Source organism: Streptomyces sp. NPDC059002 (assembly GCF_042740435.1).
GTDB lineage: Bacteria > Actinomycetota > Actinomycetes > Streptomycetales > Streptomycetaceae > Streptomyces.
Genome location: NZ_JBHYJI010000045.1, coordinates 58,274 through 78,980 on the forward strand (window position 1 = coordinate 58,274; position 20,707 = coordinate 78,980).

Here is a 20,707-nt window from a genome sequence, read left to right on the forward strand (position 1 = left end):
TCCTTCTCTTTCTTCTTCTTTCTCTCCGTTCAGGAGCGCTCCGTGCCCCGTCATGAATCCAAGCTGTCCCGGCGCGCCTTCGGTGGCGTCGTCGGTGCCTCCGCCGCCGCTGCCGCGGTCGGGCTGCCCGCCGCCGACGCGCAGGCCCAAGTCGCCGACAGGGAGCGGCCGTTCAGGGCCGCGCCGCACCGCAGGTCCAAGCGGCCCAACATCCTCTTCATCCTCGGCGACGACCTCGGCTGGGCCGATCTCTCGTCGTACGGCTCGCCGCACATCAAGACGCCCAACCTGGACCGCCTCGCCCGCCAGGGAGTGCGGTTCACCGACGCCTACTCCGGGTCCGCGACCTGCTCGCCGACCCGGTTCAGCCTGTACACGGGGCGTTTTCCCGGGCGTACGGAGGGCGGGCTCGCGGAGCCGATCGCCGACAAGTCCGCGGGCCTCGAACCGACCCACCCCACGCTCGCCTCGCTGCTTCGCGACGCCGGGTACGCGACCGCGCTGATCGGCAAGTGGCACTGCGGCTATCTGCCGGACTACTCCCCCACCAAGTCGGGCTGGGACGAGTTCTTCGGGAACTTCGGCGGGGCCCTGGAGTACTACTCGAAGCTGGGGCTCGGCGGGGAGTACGACCTCTACGAGGGCGATGTCCGCGAGGGCGACGCCGAGTACAAGGACCTGCGGTACTACACGCGCGTCCTCACCGAGCGCGCGAGCGAGTATGTGCGCCGCGACCACGGGGACACGCCCTGGCTGCTCAACCTCAACTTCACCACCCCGCACTGGCCTTGGATCGCGGACGGGGACGAGGAGGAGAGCGCCGAGATCGTACGGCGGATCAAGGCGGGCCAGAAGGGCGCGCTCTGGCACCAGGACGGCGGCTCGGTCGAGAAGTACACGGAGATGGTGCAGGACCTGGACCGGTCCATCGGTGACGTCCTGCGCGCGCTGCGGAAGTCGGGGCAGGAGCGGGACACCCTGGTGTTCTTCGCCTCCGACAACGGCGGCGAGCGCTTCTCGTACAACTGGCCGCTGTCCGGCAACAAGGGCTCGCTGAAGGAGGGCGGCATCCGGGTGCCGACCATCGTGCGGTGGCCCGCGCGGATCGACGGCGGGCAGGTCAGCGACGAGCCCGTGTACACGCCGGACTGGACGGCGACGCTCCTGGAGATCGCCGGGGCCCGGCCGAACACCGCGTACCCGCTGGACGGTACGAGCCTTGCCCCCTATCTCCTGAAGGGCGAGGAGATCGCCGAGCGCGAGCTGTTCTGGCGGGTGCGGGGCGAGCGGGCGCTGCGGCGCGGCGACTGGAAGTACTACCGGGGCAAGGGCGGTGCGGACCAGCTCTTCAATCTCGCCGGGGACCGCCGGGAGCAGGCCGACCTGGCGCGGGCGGAGCCGGAGCGGCTTGCCGGGCTCAAGTCGGCCTGGGAGAAGGTGGACAAGGGGCTGCTGCCGTATCCGGCGGCCTGAACCACCGCTGCCGCAGGGCTACTTGTCGTAGGGCTACTTGTCGCCCTGCTGCTTGTCGTCCTGCTGTGCGGCGTTCGCGCCGATCACCGTGCCGTCGTCGGCCGTGAGCTTCAGCGTGTCCTGCTTCACCTCGTAACGCGCCGTGCCGCCAAAGAGCTTGAGGAGCGTGCGCTCGGTCGTCATCGCGTCACCCGGGCACATCTTCCGGGTGGTCGCGGGGACGCCGAAGGTGATGCGGCCGTCCTTGGCCTCGGCCTTGGCGGTGACGTCGTTGCAGCCGAGGTTGCCGCGCACCTTGCCGTCCTTGCCGAAGGTGAGATGGACCTTGCCGTCCACCGCCTTGGGCAGGGACGCGGTGGTCTTCGCGTCGCCGATGGCGTTCACCGTCCACTTGGTGCCGGTGAGCGGGGCGTCGGGCTCCGCGGGCCGCGAGGTGAAGTCCACGTGGTCTCCCTTGGCGGTGGTGAGGGTCATCCGGTCGCCGTCGACCTTCGCGGTGAACTTCTCCTTGTCGAGGGTCCGCGTGAGGTCCTCCTCGAACTCCATGCGGCCGCCCTTGCCCGTGCAGGCCATGTCCGTGGTCCGGGTCTTCGTGAAGTCCAGGGTGTCGCCCCGGACGGAGACGTCGGAACCGACGTGGTTGCAGCCGTAGTTGCCGCCGGCCCGCCCGTCCTTGCCTATCTTGAGGTGGGCGCCGTCCGGCGCGTCGTACTTCTTGCCGCCCACGGTGAGGCTCTCGACGTTCCACCGGACGCCCGTGATGGGCAGCCCGGTGTCCACAGAGCGGCCGCCGGAGCCGCCTTCTGAGCCGGCTCCGGACTCGGTGCCGCATGCGGTGAGCAGCAGCCCGGCGGAGGCCAGCGCGGTCAGGGTCAGGGTCAGACGCTGCGTGTGCATGGCAATGGGACGGGGCAGGTGGGGGTCTCGGTTCCATCGCCCTTCCCGGCCCGTCCCCACGGGTCGTTCCGCGCCCGCTATCCCATGATCGGCAGCAGCCCCGACAGATCGGCGCGCTCGCCGCTCGCGCTGACCTTCGCCGCGTCGAGCGCGGTCTTCCAGTCCGTACGGCCCGTCGCGAGGCGGATCCAGGTGAGCGGGTCGGTCTCGACGACGTTCGGCGGGGTGCCGCGGGTGTGCCGGGGGCCCTCCACGCACTGCACGACCGCGTACGGCGGGACGCGCACCTCGGTCGAGGCGCCCGGGGCCTTCACCGCGAGCGCGTCGGCGAGCAGCCGGGTGCACGCGGCCACGCACTGCCGGTCGTACGGGACGTCGAGGCCCGGCACCGCGTCGTTCAAGTCGTCGGTGTGCACGGTCAGTTCGACCGTTCGGGTGACCAGGAAGTCGGCGAGGGTCATGGCGCCGAAGCGGGACGGGACCAGGCGCGCGTCGGACGCGGCGGGCAGCGATTCCTCGATGGCGGCGAGCGTGCGCGTGAACAGCTCGTCCAGCTCCGCGCCCGCGCTCTCGGCGATGGCCCGGGTGTCCTCGTCGACCTGTGCCGCGGCGGTGACGGTGGCGAACGGCCAGTCCATGAGCGGGACTTCGTGCGTGGCCGGTTCCGGCATGCCGAGGTAGCGGTGGACGGTGCCGAGCACCATCGCGAGGTGGGCGGCCAGTTCGTGGACGGTCCAGTCGCCGAGCCGCGTCGGCCGGGCGAGCTGTTCGGGGGTGAGGGTGGCGACCGCTTCCCGCACGGCGCCGAACTGCGTGAGCACGGCGGTGCGGATCTTCGCGGGGTCGTACGATCGCGTGCGCTTCTTGGCCGGTGGCATGAGGCCGAGCCTAAGCGTTCGCCGGATAGCCCTGCAGACCCTTTTCCACCAGGTCGAAGGCGCGTCCGGCGAGGGCCGCGCAGTCGTCGGCCATCTCGTCGGCGGTGTCGCCCGCGACCAGGCGGCGGTGGTTCTCCAGGATCACCGCGTCGCGGGCGGCGACGAGCTGGTGGGCGGCGATGCCCGCCATCAGCCGGTCGCCGGTCTCCTCGGTGAGCACTTCGGTGAGGAGCTCGATGCTGCGCAGCTGGAAGAGCATCGCGCGGCGCGCCAACGCGGGGGTGTCGCCGATGAGTTGGCGCAGCTGGAGCAGGCGCGGGTCGTCGGAGAGGCCGATGGAGGGGTCGCGTTCGGCGATCTTGGCCAGGAACTGGCGGCGGATCGCGGCGACCGCGGACTCGCCGGGCTCGCGGTGGCGCACGGCGTCGGCGGCGTCTCCGACGTGGTCCTCCATGGGGCGCAGGAGCACGTCCTCCTTGGTGCCGAAGTAGTTGAAGACGGTCATCTTCGAGACGTCGGCGGCGGCGGCGATCTCCGCGACGGAGACCTTGTCGAAGCCGCGCTCCAGGAAGAGGTCGAGCGCCGCCCGCCAGATCCGCGCCGCGGTCTGCCGCTTCTTGCGCTCGCGCAGCCCCAGAGGTTCAGCCATGGCCGCACTGTACCAGGATGAAGTTTTGACCCGGCTTAAATATTGACCGGCTGCGCCTCGAAGACCTGGCCGTTCGCGGGCACGCCGACCCCGCGCCAGGTGAAGGGCACGCCCCGCGCCGTGTCCAGGTCGGGCCCGTCCATCAACTGGAAGTGCACATGCGGCTCGGTGGAGTTGCCGGAGTTCCCGCACTGGCCGAGCACCTGGCCCGCGAGGACCTTGTCACCGGCGCGGACTCGCAGGGAGCCCTGCCGGACGTGCGCGTACACGGCGTACGTCCCCTCGCCGAGGTCGAGGACGACGTGGTTGCCGACGATGCGGCGGGCGCCGCCGAGCGACCTGACGAAGCCCTCGACGACCATCAAGTAGAGGAGCGCGGCGAGGGAGTTGCGGCTCAGGTGGTCGCGCTGACGGTCCTCCGCGTGGACGACGGTCGCGTCCGCGACGGCGAGCAGCGGGGCCCCGAACGCGGGGAAGGCGCGGCTCCGCCGGGCGATCGGCCACAGCCAGGCGAAGGCGGGCCGGGCGGGGCCCTCATCGGGCTCGGCCGTGATGTCGATGGCGTAGGTCTGCCCGAGGCCGTGCGTGCCGTGGCTCGGCACCTTGTCGGCGGGGCTGTTCAGCGCGGACCAGCGGCCGGTGACCGGGGGGTCGATCTCGACGGGGGCCGGGGGCTCGGAGACCTTGGCCTCGCGGCGCGCGGACGAGGCGAGCGCGAAGCTGAGGCCGAACACCCCGACGACGGCGACAAGACCCAGCCAGGACGGATAGGGCAGGCCGACGGTGAATTCGGCGATCAGATGGACGGCGACAAACAGCAGCAGCAGGCGCTGCAGCGTCACGGCGAACTTGCGCCGACGTACGGACATGGCTTCCCCCTGGTACGGAACTTGTACGGAAAACTCGTACGGAAAAACGGTCAGGGCACCGGACGCGCGGCCGTGAGCACCACGAGCAGCGGCACCACCCGCCCGACGGGCACCTGGTAGCGGCCGCGCTCCGTGGTGTGCAGCCAGCCCGCGCCGGTCAGTTGGCGCAGGTGGTGGTAGATCTGGCCGGTCGTGCCGATGTCCTCGAGCGCGGCCAGCTCGGCGGCGGTGCGCAGGCCGCCGAGGATCTCCCGCAGCAGCCGGAGCCGTACGGGATTGCCCAGCGCGGCGAAGGAGTCGGCGAGTTCGGACCAGTCGCCCTCGAAGACCGTCTCGGCGAGCTGGCCGTACTGCCACTCGTATCGGTGCCCCGTCGGCACCCGCACCGCTCCGGTGAACAGGACGGCGCCGTCCGCGTCCTCGGTCACCGGGTGCCGCGCCTTCAGCGCGTCGAGCGCCCAGAAGTCGCCCTCGCCCACGGGGGGCGCGGCCGGGCCCGCGCTCTCCAGCTCCGCCATGCGCCGTTCCAGCTCGGCGACGCGCTCTTCCAGATTCACGAACGCGAGATTACGTAATTACGTAATAGCACGCAAGCCCGGGTCGGGACATGCCGCGGCCCCCGCCCGGACCAGGTCCGAACGGGGGCCGCGACGAAGGACGGATCAGGCGAAGAGGCCCGGGATCGTCTCCTCGTGCGCCGTACGCAGCTCGCGCAGCGACAGCGTGAACTCGCCCTGTACGTCGACGGCGTCACCGTCGACCACACCGATGCGCGTGGCGGGCAGACCCCGCGCCCCGCACATGTCGGTGAAGCGCAGCTCCTCGCTGCGCGGCACCGAGACGACCGCACGCCCGGCCGACTCGCTGAACAGGAAGGTGAACGCGTCCAGAGCGTCCGGGACGACCAGGCGCGCACCCTTCCCGCCGCGCAGGCAGGACTCGGTGACGGCCTGCACGAGACCGCCGTCCGAGAGGTCGTGCGCGGCGTCGATCATGCCGTCGCGCGAGGCCGAGATGAGGATCTCGGCGAGCAGCTTCTCGCGCGCCAGGTCGACCTTGGGCGGCAGGCCGCCGAGGTGCTCGTGGACCACCTGCGACCAGGCCGAACCGCCGAACTCCTCGTGCGTATCGCCGAGCAGGTAGAGGAGCTGGCCCTCTTCCTTGAAGGCGATCGGCGTGCGCCGGGCCACGTCGTCGATCACACCGAGGACGGCGACGACCGGCGTCGGGTGGATCGCCGCCTCGCCCGTCTGGTTGTAGAGCGAGACGTTGCCGCCGGTGACCGGGGTGCCGAGCTCCAGGCAGCCGTCCGCGAGGCCGCGGATGGCCTCGGCGAACTGCCACATGACGTCCGGGTCCTCGGGCGAACCGAAGTTCAGGCAGTCCGAGATCGCGAGCGGCTTGGCGCCGGAGGCGGCCACGTTGCGGTACGACTCGGCGAGCGCGAGCTGCGCGCCCGTGTACGGGTCGAGCTTCGCGAACCGGCCGTTGCCGTCGGTGGCGATGGCGACGCCGAGCCCCGTCTCCTCGTTGATCCGGATCATCCCGGAGTCCTCGGGCTGCGCGAGCACGGTGTTGCCCTGCACGAAACGGTCGTACTGGTCGGTGACCCAGGACTTCGCGGCCTGGTTCGGGGCGGCGACCAGCTTGAGGACCTGCTCGCGCAGCTCGGCCGAATTCGCGGGCCGGGCCAGCTTGTTCGCGTCGTCCGCCTGGAGGGCCTCCTGCCAGGACGGGCGGGCGTAGGGACGCTCGTAGACCGGGCCGTCGTGCGCGACCGTGCGCGGGTCGACGTCGACGATCTTCTCGCCGTGCCAGAAGATCTCAAGGCGGTCGCCGTCGGTCACCTCGCCGACGACGGTGGCGATGACGTCCCACTTCTCGCAGATCTCCAGGAAGCGGCCGACCTTCTCCGGCTCGACCACGGCGCACATGCGCTCCTGCGACTCACTCATGAGGATCTCCTCGGGAGTGAGCGTGGAGTCGCGCAGCGGCACGTCGTCCAGCTCGACACGCATGCCGCCGGAGCCGTTGGACGCCAACTCGCTGGTGGCGCAGGAGAGTCCGGCCGCGCCGAGGTCCTGGATGCCGACCACGAGCTTCTCGGCGAAGGCCTCCAGGGTGCACTCGATGAGGAGCTTCTCCTGGAAGGGGTCGCCGACCTGCACGGCCGGGCGCTTGCTCGGCTTGCTGTCGTCGAAGGTCTCGGAGGCCAGGATCGAGGCGCCGCCGATGCCGTCGCCGCCCGTGCGGGCGCCGTACAGGATGACCTTGTTGCCGGGCCCGGACGCCTTCGCGAGGTGGATGTCCTCGTGCCGCATGACGCCGATGGCACCGGCGTTGACCAGCGGGTTGCCCTGGTAGCAGGCGTCGAAGACGAGCTCGCCGCCGATGTTCGGCAGGCCCAGGCAGTTGCCGTAGCCGCCGATGCCCGCGACGACTCCGGGGAGCACGCGCTTGGTGTCGGGGTGGTGGGCGTCGCCCATCCGCAGCGGGTCCACGACCGCGACCGGGCGGGCGCCCATCGCGATGATGTCGCGGACGATGCCGCCGACGCCGGTGGCCGCGCCCTGGTAGGGCTCGACGTAGGAGGGGTGGTTGTGCGACTCGACCTTGAAGGTGACGGCGTAGCCCTGGCCGACGTCGACCACACCGGCGTTCTCGCCGATGCCGACGAGCATCGCGTCGTTCTCGGGGACCTTCTCGCCGAACTGCTTCAGGTGGATCTTGCTGCTCTTGTACGAGCAGTGCTCGGACCACATGACGGAGTACATGGCGAGCTCGGCGCCGGTGGGACGGCGGCCCAGGATCTCGCGGACGCGCTCGTACTCGTCTTCCTTCAGGCCCAGTTCGGCCCAGGGCAGCTTGACGTCGGGCGTCTCGGCCGCGTGCTTGACGGTGTCCAGAGTCATCAGGCGTTGGCCCTGTTCATGAGGTTCTTCAGGATCGAGGTGAAGAATCCGAGGCCGTCGGTGCGGCCGGTCCCGACCAGCGGCTCCACGGCGTGCTCGGGGTGCGGCATGAGGCCGACGACATTGCCCGCCTCGTTCGTGATGCCGGCGATGTCACGGAGCGAGCCGTTGGGGTTCATGTCCAGGTAGCGGAAGGCGACGCGGCCCTCGGCCTCCAGCATGTCCAGGGTCCGCTCGTCGGCGGTGTACTGCCCGTCGATGTTCTTCAGCGGGATCGAGATCTCCTGGCCCGCGGTGTAGTCCGCGGTCCAGGCGGTCCTGTCCGTCTCCACCCGCAGCTTCTGGTCGCGGCAGATGAAGTGCAGGTGGTTGTTGCGCAGCATCGCGCCGGGCAGGAGGTGCGTCTCGGTGAGCACCTGGAAGCCGTTGCAGATGCCGAGGACCGGCATTCCGGCCTTCGCCTGCTCGATGACGGACTCCATCACCGGGGAGAAACGCGAGATGGCGCCGGCCCGCAGATAGTCGCCGTAGGAGAAACCGCCGGGCAGCACCACGGCGTCGACCTGCTTGAGGTCCTTGTCCTTGTGCCAGAGCGGCACGGCTTCGGCGCCCGCGACGCGGACGGCGCGCTGGGTGTCGCGGTCGTCGAGGGTTCCCGGGAAAGTGACGACTCCAATTCGAGCAGTCACTTCGCGGCCCCCGCCACCTTCTCGGAGCCTTCGGCGTCTTCGACCTTTACGACGAAGTCCTCGATCACGGTGTTGGCGAGGAAGGTTTCCGCCAACTCGTGGATACGGGCGAGGGCCGCGTCGTCGACCGGCCCGTCCACCTCGAGTTCGAAGCGCTTTCCCTGACGTACGTCGGAGAGGCCCTGGAAACCGAGGCGCGGCAGTGCACGCTGCACCGCCTGGCCCTGGGGGTCGAGGATCTCCGGCTTGAGCATGACGTCGACTACGACGCGTGCCACTGGCACTCCCGGTGTGTGGTGCTGGCGTGTGCTGCTTGCATGGTGCTGAGCAGGTTCCTTCAGACTACCGGCACAAAATTTCTACTCGCGTAGATTCGTAGCAACCTACGTGATGACGGTCACGTTCCGACACCCGGACAGGTTTCGAACAGGACACCTTCACCAAGAATCCAGGAAAAGATCACGGATCGACATTGCGCCCTGACACGCGGAGATATTCGGCCGGGCTTCACAATGCAATGCCGGGCACTGTACAAAGGAAATGGCAATAGTCGATACTTTGCCTCTAAACAGCCGGACAGTCGGCATCACCGCACGTCAACGCGGTGCTGCCGCACGAAGGGACCGATATTCGTGGCGCAGCGTGTCGTAGTCACTCTCTTTGACGACATCGACGGCGGGGAAGCGGCGGAAACGGTCGCCTTCGGTCTTGACGGCAAGTCGTACGAGATCGACCTCAATCAAACCAATGCCAAGAAACTGCGCACGGCACTTGCCCCGTACCTGGAGGCGGCCCGCAAGCAGTCGAAGTCCGGGAAGGTGTTCCGGCACACGGCGGTGACCCCCGACCCCTCGGCGGTCCGGGCCTGGGCCCGCTCGCACCAGATGGACGTACCGCCGCGCGGCCGCATCCCGAAGAAGGTCTACGAGGCCTTCGAGGCGGCCAACTGACCTCGCGCTCCACACGGTCCCGGGGCCCCTCGCGACAACCGACTTGCGCTGCACCCCTCCTGGTCAGCTAAAGTCTGGAGCACGCCGAGGGGCGAGGCCGAAAGGCCGGGCCTCACGGAGTCTTGCGGGTGTAGTTCAGTAGTAGAACATCCCCCTTCCAGGGGGAAGGCGCAGTGTGCAATCCCTGTCACCCGCTCTGCATCGCCTACGGACCAGTCTTCTGGTTGCGGTAGGCTGGTGCCCGCGCCGATCGGTGAGAGCCGGTCGGAGGCAATGCGAACGTAGCTCAGTTGGTAGAGCGCAACCTTGCCAAGGTTGAGGTCGCGAGTTCGAACCTCGTCGTTCGCTCCAGATGAGAGGCCCCGGTCGATTCGACCGGGGCCTTCTTCGTGTCTCCGCAGGTCCGCGCCGCAGGGCCGCTTCTGACATTTGTCATGCGGGCCGATGACAGCGCGCACGGCTCCGGCGCCCCCGGCCGGGGGAGGCTTTCCCCATGACTGACCAAGTGATCGACGTGACCGATCTGCGGCGCGTGTACGGGGGCGGTTTCGAGGCGGTACGGGGGATCTCCTTCGCCGTGGGACGCGGCGAACTGTTCGCACTGCTCGGCACCAACGGCGCGGGCAAGACGTCCACCGTCGAACTCCTCGAAGGGCTCGCGGCACCGGCCGGCGGACGCGTACGGGTGCTCGGGCACGACCCGTACACCGAACGGAGCGCGGTGCGGCCGCGGATCGGCGTCATGCTTCAGGAGGGCGGATTTCCCGCCGAGTTGACGGTCGCCGAGACCGCGCGGATGTGGGCGGGCTGCACCAGCGGCGCCCGGCCCACGGCCGAGGCCCTGGACATCGTCGGGCTCGGCAGGCGCGCGGGCGTCCGCGTGAAGCAGCTCTCCGGCGGCGAGAAGCGGCGCCTCGACCTGGCCATGGCGCTCCTCGGGCGGCCCGAGGTGCTCTTCCTCGACGAGCCCACCACCGGACTCGACGCGGAAGGGCGGCGCGAGACCTGGGAGTTGGTCAGGGAACTGCGCGACAACGGCACGACCGTGCTGCTCACCACGCACTACCTGGAAGAGGCCGAAGGGCTCGCCGACCGGCTCGCGATCCTGCACGAGGGGCGGATCGCCGCCGAGGGACGCGTCGCCGACGTGGTGGCCGCGCAGCCCTCGCACATCTCCTTCGAACTGCCCGACGGGTACTTCGTCGGCGACCTGCCGCCCCTCGCCGAACTCGGCGTGACCGGGCACGAGACGGTCGGGCGCCGCATCCGGCTGCGTACGGACGAACTGCAACGGGCCGCCACGGGGCTGCTGTTGTGGGCCCGCGACGCGCGGGTCGAGCTGGGCTCGCTCGACGTGCGGGCGGCCACGCTGGAGGAGGCGTTCCTGCGGATCGCGCGGGACGCACAGGGCGGAACGGGCGAGGGCGCCGAGGGGCGCGTCGCCGAGAAGGAGATGGCGGCATGAGCACGGTGGCAGTGACGACCCCCGCGGGGCGGCTGCGGGCGCTGGCCCGCGCGGAGATGACCCTGCTCGGGCGGAGCAAGGGGACGCTGTTCGCGGCGCTGTTCGTGCCCATGCTGATCCCGCTCAGCATGCAGCAGACCGCCAAGGACATGGATCTGAAGGGCACCGGGCTCGATGTCGGCAGCGTCGTGCTGCCGAGCGCCCTCGGCTTCTCGCTGCTGTTCGCCGTGTACTCCGCGCTGACCGGCGTCTATGTCGCACGGCGCGAGGAACTCGTGCTCAAGCGGCTGCGCACCGGTGAGCTGCGGGACCCCGAGATCCTGGCGGGCGCCGCGCTGCCGTCCGTCGTGATCGCGATCGTCCAGTGCGTCGTCCTCGCCGTGGGCTGCGCGGTGCTCATCGACGCCGGGGCGCCGAGCGCGCCGCACCTCGTCGTGCTCGGTGTCGTCGCCGGTCTCGTGATGTTCGCCGCGCTGGCGGCCGTCACCGGGAGCTTCGCCAGGTCCACCGAGTCCGCGCAGGTCATGAGCATGCCGCTGATCTTCGTCTCGATGATCGGCTCCGGGCTCTTCGTGCCGCTGGAGGTCATGCCCGACAAGCTCGCGACCGTCTGCGAACTCCTCCCGCTCTCGCCGGTGATCGAGCTGATCCGCGGCGGCTGGGCGGGCCACCTCTCCGCCGCCGACGCCCTGGGCGCCGTCGCGACGGCGGTGGCCTGGACCCTGCTCTCGGTGTTTGCTGTACGACGGTGGTTCCGCTGGGAACCGCGGCACTGAGGAGGGACCAGGAGTGCTACTCGACCGGGTACGGGCCTGGCAGCGTGGCTGGCACAGCCGCAGCAAGATCGAGAAGGTCGAGCTGCAGAGCATGGCCGTCTGGCACGCGATGCCCTGGATCTTCTACCTCAGCTGGGGCTCGCTGCCGCTCGGTCTGAGCCTGCGCAGCGAACCCGCCGCGCAGATCCTCGGCTGGGCGCTGATCGCGATGGGTGCCGTGCAGGGCGTGCACGTCAACCGCACGCTGCGGCGGTCGGTCGACCACTACCTGAAGAAGGCCGACCTGCCGCGCCGCGACCTCACCGTCGCCGCCGCGCTGATGGCCGTCACGCTGGGGCTCGCCCTCGGCCTCCAGGCGGTCGACGGCGTCACCGACGGGATGCTCGGCTTCACGGTGCTCTACCTGGTGGTGCCGTACGGCCAGTCGCTCGCCTTCGCCCTGCCCATCCGGGACTTCCTCATCCGCGTCGGTCTCATCGTCGCCGTGGTCGTGGCCGGCTTCGCCGCCGTCGGCACGCGCGGCGGGCCGCTCGTCGGGGTCGGCGCGCTGGCCGCCTTCGGCGGCATCATGACGCTGTTCTCCGCGCGCTGCGGCGCCTGGACGCTCGCCGTGATGTGGGAGTCCGAACGGGCCCGCGAGGTCGAGGCGCGGCTCGCGGTCGCCGAGGAGCGGCTGCGGTTCGGGCGGGATCTGCACGACGTGATGGGGCGCAATCTCGCCGTCATCGCCCTCAAGAGCGAACTCGCCGTGCAGCTCGCACGGCGCGGACGGCCGGAGGCCGTGGACCAGATGGTCGAGGTGCAGCGCATCGCGCAGGAGTCGCAGCGGGAGGTACGGGAAGTGGTGCGCGGCTACCGCGAGATCGACCTGGGCGTGGAACTCATCGGCGCGCAGGGCGTGTTGGAGGCGGCCGGGATCGGCTGCCGGGTGACCGGATCGGCCGCGGGGCTGCCGGGGCCCGTGCAGTCCGCCCTCGGCTGGGTCGTGCGGGAGGCCGCGACGAACGTGCTGCGGCACGGCGACGCGGGGCGGTGCGGCATCGCTTTGACGGTGACCGAGGAACGGACGACGTTGGTCGTCGAGAACGACGGGGTGCCGGACGCGCCGGCTCCCGGCAAGGGGTCCGGGCTCACCGGCCTCCGGGAGCGGCTGGCCGCGGTGGAGGGGACCTTGGACTGCACGTCCGAGGACGGCCTGTTCCGGCTCGTCGTGGAGGTGCCGCTGGCGCCGTCACGGCACGTCGCGACGGAGTCCGTGCCCGTACGTCCGCAGGCCGAGGAGGCCGCCGCGTGAGTCTTCGTGTGCTGCTCGCCGACGACGAGCACCTGATCCGGGGAGCGCTCGCCGCGCTGCTCGCGCTCGAGGACGATCTCGTCGTGGTCGCCGAGGCCGCGAGCGGGCCCGAGGCGCTGGCCATGGCGCGGGCGCACCGGCCCGATGTCGCGGTGCTCGATCTGCAGATGCCGGGCGCCGACGGTGTGAGTGTGGCCACATCCCTGCGCGATGAACTGCCGGACTGCCGGACCATGATCGTGACGAGTCATGGCAGACCGGGGCATCTCAAGCGGGCCCTCGCGGTGGGGGTGCGCGGCTTCGTGCCGAAGACCGTCAGCGCGCAGAAGCTCGCCGAGATCATCCGTGCCGTACATGCGGGAAACCGGTATGTGGACCCGGAGTTGGCGGCCGACGCGATCTCCGCGGGGGACTCGCCGCTGACCGCCCGCGAGGCCGAGGTGCTCGAACTCGCCGCCGACGGCGCACCCGTCGCGGAGATCGCCGAGCGCGCCGCGCTCTCCCAGGGAACCGTCCGCAATTACCTCTCCTCGGCGGCCACCAAGATCGGGGCCGAGAACCGTCATGCGGCAGTGCGTCTCGCACGCGAGCGAGGTTGGGTATAGTTGGCATCGCGCTTCGGCGCAGTGCGGACGTAGCTCAGTTGGTAGAGCGCAACCTTGCCAAGGTTGAGGTCGCCAGTTCGAACCTGGTCGTCCGCTCCAGATGAAAGGCCCCGGTCATCTCGACCGGGGCCTTCTTCGTGTACCGGCTACCAGGCGGTGCCGGTCAGTCGCTCGTACGCCTCGATGTACTTGGCGCGGGTGGCGTCCACCACGTCCTGCGGGAGCGCGGGCGGCGGCTGCTCGCTCTTGCGGTCCCAGCCCGATGCGGGCGAGGTCAGCCAGTTCCGCACGAACTGCTTGTCGTACGACGGCTGGGCATGGCCCGGCTCCCACTGGTCGGCGGGCCAGAAGCGCGAGGAGTCCGGGGTCAGGACCTCGTCGGCGAGGATCAGGCGCTCGCCGTCGAAGCCGAACTCGAACTTCGTGTCCGCGAGGATCAGGCCGCGCTCGCGCGCGATGTCCAGCGCCCTGCCGTAGACGGCGAGGGTCGTCTGGCGCAGCTGTGCGGCGGTCTCGGCGCCGACCTGGCGGGCGACCTCCTCGTACGACACGTTCTCGTCGTGCTCGCCGACGGCGGCCTTCGCGGCGGGCGTGAAGATCGGCGCGGGCAGCTCCGAGCCGTCGACCAGGCCCTCGGGGAGCGCGAGGCCGCAGACGGTGCGGGACGCGTTGTACTCGAGGAGGCCGGAGCCGGTGAGGTAGCCGCGGGCCACGCACTCGACCGGGACCATCTCAAGCGACGTGCACACCAGGGTGCGGCCCGCCCAGTCGGCGGGAGCGCCCGCCGGGAGGTCCGTGGAGATCACATGGTTCGGGACGAGGTCCGCGAGCTGGTCGAACCACCACAGGGAGAGCTGGGTCAGGACACGGCCCTTGTCGGGGATCTCCGAGGGCAGCACCCAGTCATAGGCGGACATGCGGTCGCTGGCGACCATGACGAGCTCGCCCGCCTCGTTCTGGTACAGCTCGCGCACCTTGCCGGTGTGGAGGTGCACCAGGCCCGGAACCTCAAGAGGCTCGGGCTTTTCTACGAATCCGGACACGGTTCCTCCCCGTGGTTCTGGCCAAGTGCTGTCGATTCTCCCGTATCGGGAGCGTGGTTCTGGCCAGGGGTTGGCTGGGGCGGGGTGGGCGGAGCGATCAGTCCCGCTTGCAGATGCGGTCCAGGAGATTGGCCGTGGCCCGCTGGATGCGGGTGTCGACATGGCCGGGGCGGTCGAGCGCCGGTGACCAGGCGAACGTGCCCGACGCGAAGACCAGGGCGCCCGACGGCGCGCGGTACAGGGACGACTCCTGGTGCCGCGTCGCGCCCTCCGTGTCCGTGTATGGGGAGTGGGCGAGCAGGATGCGGCCCTGGTGCTCCGGCAGCGCCGTACGCGGGAAGTAGCGGTCGGCCTCGCCCGCGACCAGGCCCGCGATCTCGTCGCCCTCGTGCGCGCCCGTCGCCTCCCACAGCCAGTGGTCGGCGTTGCGCACGACGAGGGGCTGCGGCTCGGGGACGCGGCCCGCGTACTGGATGCCGAGCAGCTGCTGCTCCGCCTTGTCCTGCTCGCGCCAGAGGGCCGGCTTGCCGGGGCCGTGGCGCTTGCGGCAGGTGAGGAGGCGGTCCGGGACGCCGGACGGCGAGGGGCCCAACTCCACCTGCCAGTACATGGTGTTGGCGGAGAGGAAGACCAGGGACGTGCCGTGCTCGCGGGCCAGCTCCGTGGTGCGGCGCATGCTCGACGACCAGTACTCGTCGTGCCCCGGGAAGACCAGGCCGCGGTAGCGCGTGGGGTCGATGCGGCCCGCGTGCAGGTCGCGGGCGTCGGCGTACGCCAGGTCGTAGCCGTACCGCTCGGCCCAGCGGATGAAGTCGTAGGCGTGGCCCACGTGCAGGGGCAGTCCCGCGCCCGCGTACGGCCGGTCGAAGGAGACCGTGACGGCCGCCTCGCTCTCGCCGAGGAGCCCGCCCTTCTCATCCCACGCGTGGTAGAGGCTGGCGCCCGTGCGGCCGTCCTCCGGGTAGAGGTTGTACGCCTGCCAGGTGATGTCCGGCAGGAGCAGCAGAAGGTCGGCCGGGTGGTCGTCACGGACCGTGAAGGGGACGTGCGAGCGGTATCCGTCGGCGGTCGTGAGCACGGCCACGTACGCCCCGATGTTCCAGTAACTCGGGATCTGCAGGCGCCAGGAGAGCCACCAGTGGTGGCAGGAGACCGTGCGGTCGGCGGTGAGCGGGGTCGGCTGGACGATGCCGGAGAGACGCGGGCTCGTGGTGATCTTCGACGCCCCGTCGCCTCCGTAGTGCCCGATGCGGTAGATGTCGACGCTGAACTGCTGGGGCGGGTCCACCGTGACGTGGAAGTCGATGGCCTCGCCGGGGGCGGCGGCCCCGGTGGAGGTGAAGCCCTTGATCTGGCAGTGCACGTCGTCGGCGTTCCGGGGGCCGCCGGTGCGGGGGGCCGGGATGTTCGCACCGGGGGCCGGGGCGTGGTCGATGTACCAGGGGACGACCTTGCCGGTGTCGTCGAAGTAGTGCTCGGGACCGCGCAGCCAGGGCAGCGGGCCCTGGCCGAAAGGGTCCGACACGGCGTGCGCGAGCGCGCCCGATTCCCAGCGGCGGATCGGCTCAAAACCCATGTGTCTTCCCCTCCCTCGCTCCCCCGAGACGGTGGCGCCGTTGGTCCGTCCGGTCCGGCAGCCGGTCCCAGCACATCACATTAAGCACGCACTCCGTCACCGTTCGTCGCGGATTGACGTGAACGGAACGCACGCTTCCGGGTGGGGTGGCGTACGGGGTGGCGGGTCCCGGCGCGGCCCGGAGCACCCGCCCCGTTCACGCCACCCGGACCGCTCAGGCGTCGCCCGGACACTGCCCGGGCATCGCTCAGACATCGCTCAGACGAGCCGCACCGGCTTCTCCGGGCGTACGCCGAGACGGCTCAGCCAGTCCCGCAGGGGCGCGGGGTCGCCGTCCTCGACGAGGCTCAGGACGCGCGGCGCCAGATCCGCCGCACGCTCGCCGTCGACCAGCAGGGAAGGGCCGTCGAGCCAGTCGAGGCCCGGGGCCGCTCCCGCGGTGTCCACCGCCGCGCAGCACACCATCGCCGTGACGTGGTCGGCCAGCAACTCGCGGCCCGTGCGCGGTGGTTGCAGGGGGAAGAGCGGCAGCGCGCCGTCGTCCCAGAGCGCCTCGTCCGGGCCCTGTCCGGTGGGGGCGGGGCGGGGCGGGGCGGCGGCTTCCTCGCGGGCGAGCTCGGCGGTGAGGCCCGCGGCGAGCATGCCCCCGCGGCTCTCCTCGTCGCCGGATTCGTCCTCCTCCGGCTCCTCGGGGAAGAACGATCCGGCGCGCTCAAGAGCGTGCGGGGCGTCGGGGGCCTCGGAGCCGTCGGAGGCCTCGGAGTCGTCAGAGGCGTGGCCGGAACCCGCCGTACCGTCGCCTGAGGCGGACGCCGTGAGGTGGTCAAGGACGCGGCCGAGAGTCGGCCCTTCGGGGTCCGGGGCCGTCGGGTCGGCGGAGCGGCTGACGCCGAGGGAGTCCAGGACGCGGTGCAGCCGGGCGGCGTCCATGCGCCACTTCCGGTCGACGACCTCGTCCGGGTACTCCTGCCAGGCCACCGGGGCCCAGTCGGGTCCGTTCTCCGCGGGGCCGCCGTGGAAGAGGCGGGCGGCGAGCAGCGAGGCCGCCTCGTCGACCGAACCGGGCTCTTCGAGGAGATCGCAGGCGGGACGCTCACCGAGGCGTGAGGCGAAGCCCTCGGCGAGGCGGTCCCTGCGGGACAGCTCGGTGAGCGCGGAGACCACGCCCGCGTCGAGCCGCGAGGGCCAGCGGCCCATGCGCCAGGCGGGCAGCGCGACCCGCGTGAGCAGGCGGTCCCAGCCCGCGTACGCGAGGCCGACCTGCTCCTGGGCGACGATCCGCACTCCGTAGTCCACGGCCTGGGCGCGCTCGGCGGCGGCCGCGGCGACGCCCCGCTCCATCTCGGCGGCATGACCGCGGCAGCCGCGCAGGAGCAGCCGCGCGACCCAGCCGATGCCGCCGAGCACCACGCGCGCGAGGGGCCCCCGGCCCGGGGACGAGGCGACCGCGACGGCGGCGTCGAGCCCGCGCACGAAGCGCCGGGCCGCGGCTATGTCGGGGTGCGCCGAGGGTCCGGTGCCCGCCACGACGGGGGCGAGCACCGCACGCAGCTCCCCGACCCGCATCCACCACAGGAACGGGGAGCCGATGACGAGGACCGGCGCGACGGCGGCCGCGCGGTGCGGTGCGCGGCCGCCCCGTACGCCGTCGGGGGCCTCGTCGGCGGTGGCGGCGGGGGTGGCGTCCCGGTCCCGCGCGGGCGGGCCGTGCGCCGGGTGTGTGCGGTCCTCGAGCCAGCTGTCGCAGTCCGGGGTGAGCGCTATGGCCGAGGGCGCGGGCACGTCGAGGCGGTCGGCGAGGTCGCGCACCAGGCGGTACAGGTCGGGGGCCGACTCCTCGGCGATCGGGACCGTGGGGCTCAGGGCGGGCCTGGCCCGGGCCACGACGAGGGCGACGGCCGCCGCGGCGAGCAGCACGACGAGCGCCACGGCCGTCACGACCCAGCGCACGACGTCCCAACTCCCGCCGCCGACATGGCCCGTGACCCCGCCCGCGATGAGCACGACGGCGACGGCCGCGGGCAGCAGGGCGACGGCCAGCGCCCTGCTGCGCAGGCGCAGCACGGCGAGAGCCCGCGAGCGCGCGGCCTGCGCGCCCACCTCCACACCCATACCTGACACGACCGATGGCACCCCCTGCTGCCTACTCCTCGGCCGCCGGCCGGGGCCGGCGGCGCGGATCAATGGCGTTGGTCTTGCTCACTCCCCCACTGTGGCACCCGCCACCGACATCGCAATGCCGGTGGTCTGTTTGGCTCTGGGCGCCCGGAACGCTTGCGCCGCACCCTAGTTGGGGTGCGGTGACCCGTCAGCCGGATGGGCGAGCGGTCACTCGATGGAATGGCTTTGGCTAAAGGTGACTGCCGAAAAAGCCCCGGATCCAGTGTCAGATCCGGGGCTTCGCTGCGCCTGAGAATGGCTGGAAGTTACTCCTGAGTCGCCTTCGCCGCGCCCTGCGCGCTCTCCGCGGCCGCCTTCGCCGCGATGTCCGTGCGGTGCTGCGCGCCATCGAGACGGATGCGGGAGAGCGCCGCGTACGCACGCTCGCGGGCCTCGGTGAGACCGGCGCCGGTGGCCGTCACGGAGAGCACACGGCCGCCCGCGCTCACGACCGCGTCGCCGTCGCGCTTCGTCCCGGCGTGCAGGACGTACGCGTTCGGTGCATCCTGCGCCGCGACGTCGCCGAGCCCCTCGATGGGATCGCCCGTGCGCGGCGGACCGGGGTAGTTGTGCGAGGCGACCACCACGGTCACCGCGGCGTCGTCGCTCCAGCGCAGCGCGGGCAGATCGGCGAGCGTGCCGTTCGCCGACGCGAGCAGGACACCGGCGAGCGGGGTCTGCAGGCGGGCGAGCACGACCTGGGTCTCGGGGTCGCCGAAGCGGGCGTTGAACTCGATGACGCGCACGCCGCGGCCAGTGATCGCCAGACCGGCGTACAGCAGTCCGGAGAACGGCGTCCCGCGCCGCCGCAGCTCGTCGACGGTCGGCTGCAGGACCGTCCGCAGGACCTCGTCGACCAGCTTCGGGTCGGCCCACGGCAGGGGCGAATAGGCGCCCATGCCACCGGTGTTGGGGCCCTCGTCGCCGTCGAGCGCGCGCTTGAAGTCCTGCGCGGGCTGCAGCGGCACGACGGTCTCGCCGTCGGTGATCGCGAAGAGGGAGACCTCGGGGCCGTCGAGGAACTCCTCGATGACGACGCGCTCACAGGCGAGCGCGTGCTCGCGGGCGGCCTTGATGTCGTCGGTGACGACGACTCCCTTGCCCGCGGCGAGCCCGTCGTCCTTGACGACGTACGGCGCCCCGAAGGCGTCGAGCGCCTCGTCGATCTCCGCCGGGGTCGTGCAGACGTAGGACCGGGCGGTCGGCACGCTCGCGCCCGCCATCACGTCCTTGGCGAACGCCTTGGAACCCTCCAGCTGAGCGGCCTCCTTCGAGGGGCCGAAGCAGGGGATGCCCGCCGCCCGCACGGCGTCGGCGACGCCCGCGACGAGGGGGGCCTCCGGGCCCACCACGACGAGCTCGGCGCCGAGGTTCTTGGCGAGCGCGGCCACGGCGGCGCCGTCGAGGGCGTCGACCTGGTGCGTCTCGGCCACCTCTGCGGTGCCGGCGTTGCCGGGGGCGCAGTGCAGCTCGGAGACGCCGGGGTCGAGGGACAGAGAGCGGCACAGGGCGTGTTCGCGGGCACCACTGCCGATGACGAGGACCTTCACGGTGGTCAGCCTAGCCGGGGTCCCGGTGTCACTTTGTACGGGCTCTGGCTCCGGAGCCTGTTGTGCGTTCCTCCAGCTGCGGGTGCGTTCTCGGCCGGGCCGCCGCTTCGCGGCGGATTCCCTATTCGTTCGGGTACTCGTCGATCACCGTCGCGCCCAGTTCCCTGACGATCAGGTCGTGGCCGGAGAGGGCCGATTCGACCAGGTCCGGGTCGTCGTCCTCGGGGATGTCGTCCTCGGGGGACACATGCTCCGGAGCGGGCGCCGAGCGGGGGGCCGGGTCCTGGGCCGGGGCAGGGGCCGACGGGGGCGGGGCCTGGGGCGCCGGGGCGGCCGGGGGCGGGGTCGGCTGCTGCGGGGCGGCGGGGCGCTGGGCCACCGGGGCGCCGCCGAAGTTGCCCGCGGCGGGCGGCGGTGCGGAGCCGCCCGACGGGTCGACGATCGCCTCGACCTTCCACTGCACGCCGAACAGCTCGGACAGCGCCTGTCGCAGGACGTCCTCGCTGCCGCTGCTCGCGAAGTTGTCGCGCGCTCCCGCGTTCACGAAACCGATCTGGAGGGTCGTCCCGTCGAAGCCCGTCACCTGGGCGTTCTGGCTGAGCAGGATCCAGGTGAAGCGGCGGCGGTTCTTCACCGCCTCCAGGATGTTCGGCCACAGGGTGCGCGGGTCGGGCCCGCCCGCGGGGGCCGCCGCCATGGGGGCGGGGGCCTGGGCCGCGGGGGCCTGGTGGGCCGGTGCGGCGGGCTGGGGCGCGGACTGCGGGGCCGGGGCGCCGGACCCGGCGGACGCGGCGGTGGGCCAGCCGCCCGGACGCGGCGTCTCCGGAGCCGCGGCGGGAGCGGGTGCGGCCGCGGGGCCGCTGCCCGGCGCCGAGGCGGTGGGCCAGCCTCCGGGGCGCCCCTCGGCGGACGGAGCGGCGG

The 20,707-nt window shown here is 71.6% G+C and carries 18 protein-coding genes, 3 tRNA genes and 1 pseudogene; 9 read left to right on the forward strand and 13 right to left on the reverse strand.

Annotated elements, in window-relative coordinates; translation table 11 throughout:
- Positions 1-42: 42 nt before the first annotated feature.
- Complete coding sequence (locus tag ACFWZ2_RS31290) at positions 43-1,473, forward strand: sulfatase (protein WP_384551367.1); 1,431 nt, start codon at positions 43-45, stop codon at positions 1,471-1,473.
- Between the two features lie 33 nt (positions 1,474-1,506).
- Here the strand turns inward: ACFWZ2_RS31290 and ACFWZ2_RS31295 are convergent, their stop codons facing one another.
- The 8 genes from ACFWZ2_RS31295 to purS form a co-directional block, all read right to left on the reverse strand.
- Positions 1,507-2,370, reverse strand: coding sequence for an META domain-containing protein (locus ACFWZ2_RS31295; RefSeq protein WP_384551369.1), 864 nt, complete (start codon positions 2,368-2,370; stop codon positions 1,507-1,509).
- 77 nt (positions 2,371-2,447) lie between these two features.
- Positions 2,448-3,248 (reverse strand): sterol carrier family protein, encoded by an 801-nt coding sequence (locus ACFWZ2_RS31300; RefSeq protein ID WP_384551371.1) that lies wholly within the window; start codon positions 3,246-3,248, stop codon positions 2,448-2,450.
- A 10-nt stretch (positions 3,249-3,258) separates the two neighbouring features.
- Positions 3,259-3,897, reverse strand: coding sequence for a TetR/AcrR family transcriptional regulator (locus ACFWZ2_RS31305; RefSeq protein ID WP_384551372.1), 639 nt, complete (start codon positions 3,895-3,897; stop codon positions 3,259-3,261).
- A gap of 35 nt (positions 3,898-3,932) precedes the next feature.
- Complete coding sequence (locus ACFWZ2_RS31310; protein ID WP_384551374.1) at positions 3,933-4,766, reverse strand: M23 family metallopeptidase; 834 nt, start codon at positions 4,764-4,766, stop codon at positions 3,933-3,935.
- A gap of 50 nt (positions 4,767-4,816) precedes the next feature.
- Positions 4,817-5,323, reverse strand: coding sequence for an ArsR/SmtB family transcription factor (locus ACFWZ2_RS31315; protein WP_384551375.1), 507 nt, complete (start codon positions 5,321-5,323; stop codon positions 4,817-4,819).
- A 105-nt stretch (positions 5,324-5,428) separates the two neighbouring features.
- On the reverse strand, positions 5,429-7,678 hold the full coding sequence (gene purL / locus ACFWZ2_RS31320) for a phosphoribosylformylglycinamidine synthase subunit PurL (protein ID WP_384551377.1): 2,250 nt from the start codon (positions 7,676-7,678) through the stop codon (positions 5,429-5,431).
- Positions 7,678-8,367 (reverse strand): phosphoribosylformylglycinamidine synthase subunit PurQ, encoded by a 690-nt coding sequence (purQ, locus tag ACFWZ2_RS31325; protein WP_384551379.1) that lies wholly within the window; start codon positions 8,365-8,367, stop codon positions 7,678-7,680. The genes purL and purQ overlap by 1 nt, the downstream gene beginning before the upstream one ends.
- Positions 8,364-8,645: a phosphoribosylformylglycinamidine synthase subunit PurS gene (gene purS / locus ACFWZ2_RS31330; protein WP_384551381.1), complete on the reverse strand. Its 282-nt coding sequence runs from the start codon at positions 8,643-8,645 to the stop codon at positions 8,364-8,366. The genes purQ and purS overlap by 4 nt, the downstream gene beginning before the upstream one ends.
- Positions 8,646-8,999: 354 nt before the next feature.
- On the opposite strand from purS, the gene ACFWZ2_RS31335 reads away from it, so the two are divergent.
- The 8 genes from ACFWZ2_RS31335 (at position 9,000) to ACFWZ2_RS31370 (ending at position 13,556) form a co-directional block, all read left to right on the forward strand.
- Entirely contained in the window at positions 9,000-9,317 is a 318-nt protein-coding gene (locus ACFWZ2_RS31335; RefSeq protein WP_384551383.1) for an Lsr2 family protein, read from the forward strand.
- A 124-nt stretch (positions 9,318-9,441) separates the two neighbouring features.
- Positions 9,442-9,513: transfer RNA gene (locus ACFWZ2_RS31340), tRNA-Gly, on the forward strand.
- A gap of 79 nt (positions 9,514-9,592) precedes the next feature.
- Positions 9,593-9,668: transfer RNA gene (locus ACFWZ2_RS31345), tRNA-Gly, on the forward strand.
- A gap of 142 nt (positions 9,669-9,810) precedes the next feature.
- Entirely contained in the window at positions 9,811-10,782 is a 972-nt protein-coding gene (locus ACFWZ2_RS31350) for an ABC transporter ATP-binding protein (RefSeq protein WP_384551384.1), read from the forward strand.
- Positions 10,779-11,558: an ABC transporter permease gene (locus ACFWZ2_RS31355; RefSeq protein ID WP_384551386.1), complete on the forward strand. Its 780-nt coding sequence runs from the start codon at positions 10,779-10,781 to the stop codon at positions 11,556-11,558. The genes ACFWZ2_RS31350 and ACFWZ2_RS31355 overlap by 4 nt, the downstream gene beginning before the upstream one ends.
- Positions 11,559-11,571: 13 nt before the next feature.
- Positions 11,572-12,852, forward strand: a complete 1,281-nt coding sequence (locus ACFWZ2_RS31360; RefSeq protein WP_384551388.1) for a sensor histidine kinase — start codon at positions 11,572-11,574, stop codon at positions 12,850-12,852.
- On the forward strand, positions 12,849-13,457 hold the full coding sequence (locus tag ACFWZ2_RS31365; RefSeq protein ID WP_055568384.1) for a response regulator transcription factor: 609 nt from the start codon (positions 12,849-12,851) through the stop codon (positions 13,455-13,457). The genes ACFWZ2_RS31360 and ACFWZ2_RS31365 overlap by 4 nt, the downstream gene beginning before the upstream one ends.
- Before the next feature lie 23 nt (positions 13,458-13,480).
- Positions 13,481-13,556 (forward strand) — tRNA-Gly (locus ACFWZ2_RS31370).
- A gap of 47 nt (positions 13,557-13,603) precedes the next feature.
- Here the strand turns inward: ACFWZ2_RS31370 and ACFWZ2_RS31375 are convergent.
- The 5 genes and pseudogenes from ACFWZ2_RS31375 to ACFWZ2_RS31395 all read right to left on the reverse strand — a co-directional run.
- Entirely contained in the window at positions 13,604-14,500 is an 897-nt protein-coding gene (locus ACFWZ2_RS31375; RefSeq protein ID WP_384551390.1) for a phosphoribosylaminoimidazolesuccinocarboxamide synthase, read from the reverse strand.
- Between the two features lie 97 nt (positions 14,501-14,597).
- Positions 14,598-16,076: a N,N-dimethylformamidase beta subunit family domain-containing protein gene (locus ACFWZ2_RS31380; RefSeq protein ID WP_384551392.1), complete on the reverse strand. Its 1,479-nt coding sequence runs from the start codon at positions 16,074-16,076 to the stop codon at positions 14,598-14,600.
- A gap of 258 nt (positions 16,077-16,334) precedes the next feature.
- Positions 16,335-18,188, reverse strand: coding sequence for a hypothetical protein (locus ACFWZ2_RS31385; RefSeq protein WP_384551396.1), 1,854 nt, complete (start codon positions 18,186-18,188; stop codon positions 16,335-16,337).
- 314 nt (positions 18,189-18,502) lie between these two features.
- Positions 18,503-19,786, reverse strand: coding sequence for a phosphoribosylamine--glycine ligase (gene purD / locus ACFWZ2_RS31390; RefSeq protein WP_384551393.1), 1,284 nt, complete (start codon positions 19,784-19,786; stop codon positions 18,503-18,505).
- Between the two features lie 121 nt (positions 19,787-19,907).
- Positions 19,908-20,707, reverse strand: a pseudogene (locus ACFWZ2_RS31395) (DNA polymerase III subunit gamma and tau); the annotation flags it as partial.

Excerpts from the sequence above, each read along its gene's own strand:
- ACFWZ2_RS31295 (WP_384551369.1), bottom strand. The coding sequence starts at position 2,370 with ATGCACACGCAGCGTCTGACCCTGACCCTGACCGCGCTGGCCTCCGCC.
- ACFWZ2_RS31300 (WP_384551371.1), bottom strand. The coding sequence starts at position 3,248 with ATGCCACCGGCCAAGAAGCGCACGCGATCGTACGACCCCGCGAAGATC.
- ACFWZ2_RS31305 (WP_384551372.1), bottom strand. The coding sequence starts at position 3,897 with ATGGCTGAACCTCTGGGGCTGCGCGAGCGCAAGAAGCGGCAGACCGCG.
- ACFWZ2_RS31310 (WP_384551374.1), bottom strand. The coding sequence starts at position 4,766 with ATGTCCGTACGTCGGCGCAAGTTCGCCGTGACGCTGCAGCGCCTGCTG.
- purL (WP_384551377.1), bottom strand. The coding sequence starts at position 7,678 with ATGACTCTGGACACCGTCAAGCACGCGGCCGAGACGCCCGACGTCAAG.
- ACFWZ2_RS31350 (WP_384551384.1), top strand. The coding sequence starts at position 9,811 with ATGACTGACCAAGTGATCGACGTGACCGATCTGCGGCGCGTGTACGGG.
- ACFWZ2_RS31355 (WP_384551386.1), top strand. The coding sequence starts at position 10,779 with ATGAGCACGGTGGCAGTGACGACCCCCGCGGGGCGGCTGCGGGCGCTG.
- ACFWZ2_RS31380 (WP_384551392.1), bottom strand. The coding sequence starts at position 16,076 with ATGGGTTTTGAGCCGATCCGCCGCTGGGAATCGGGCGCGCTCGCGCAC.
- ACFWZ2_RS31385 (WP_384551396.1), bottom strand. The coding sequence starts at position 18,188 with ATGGGTGTGGAGGTGGGCGCGCAGGCCGCGCGCTCGCGGGCTCTCGCC.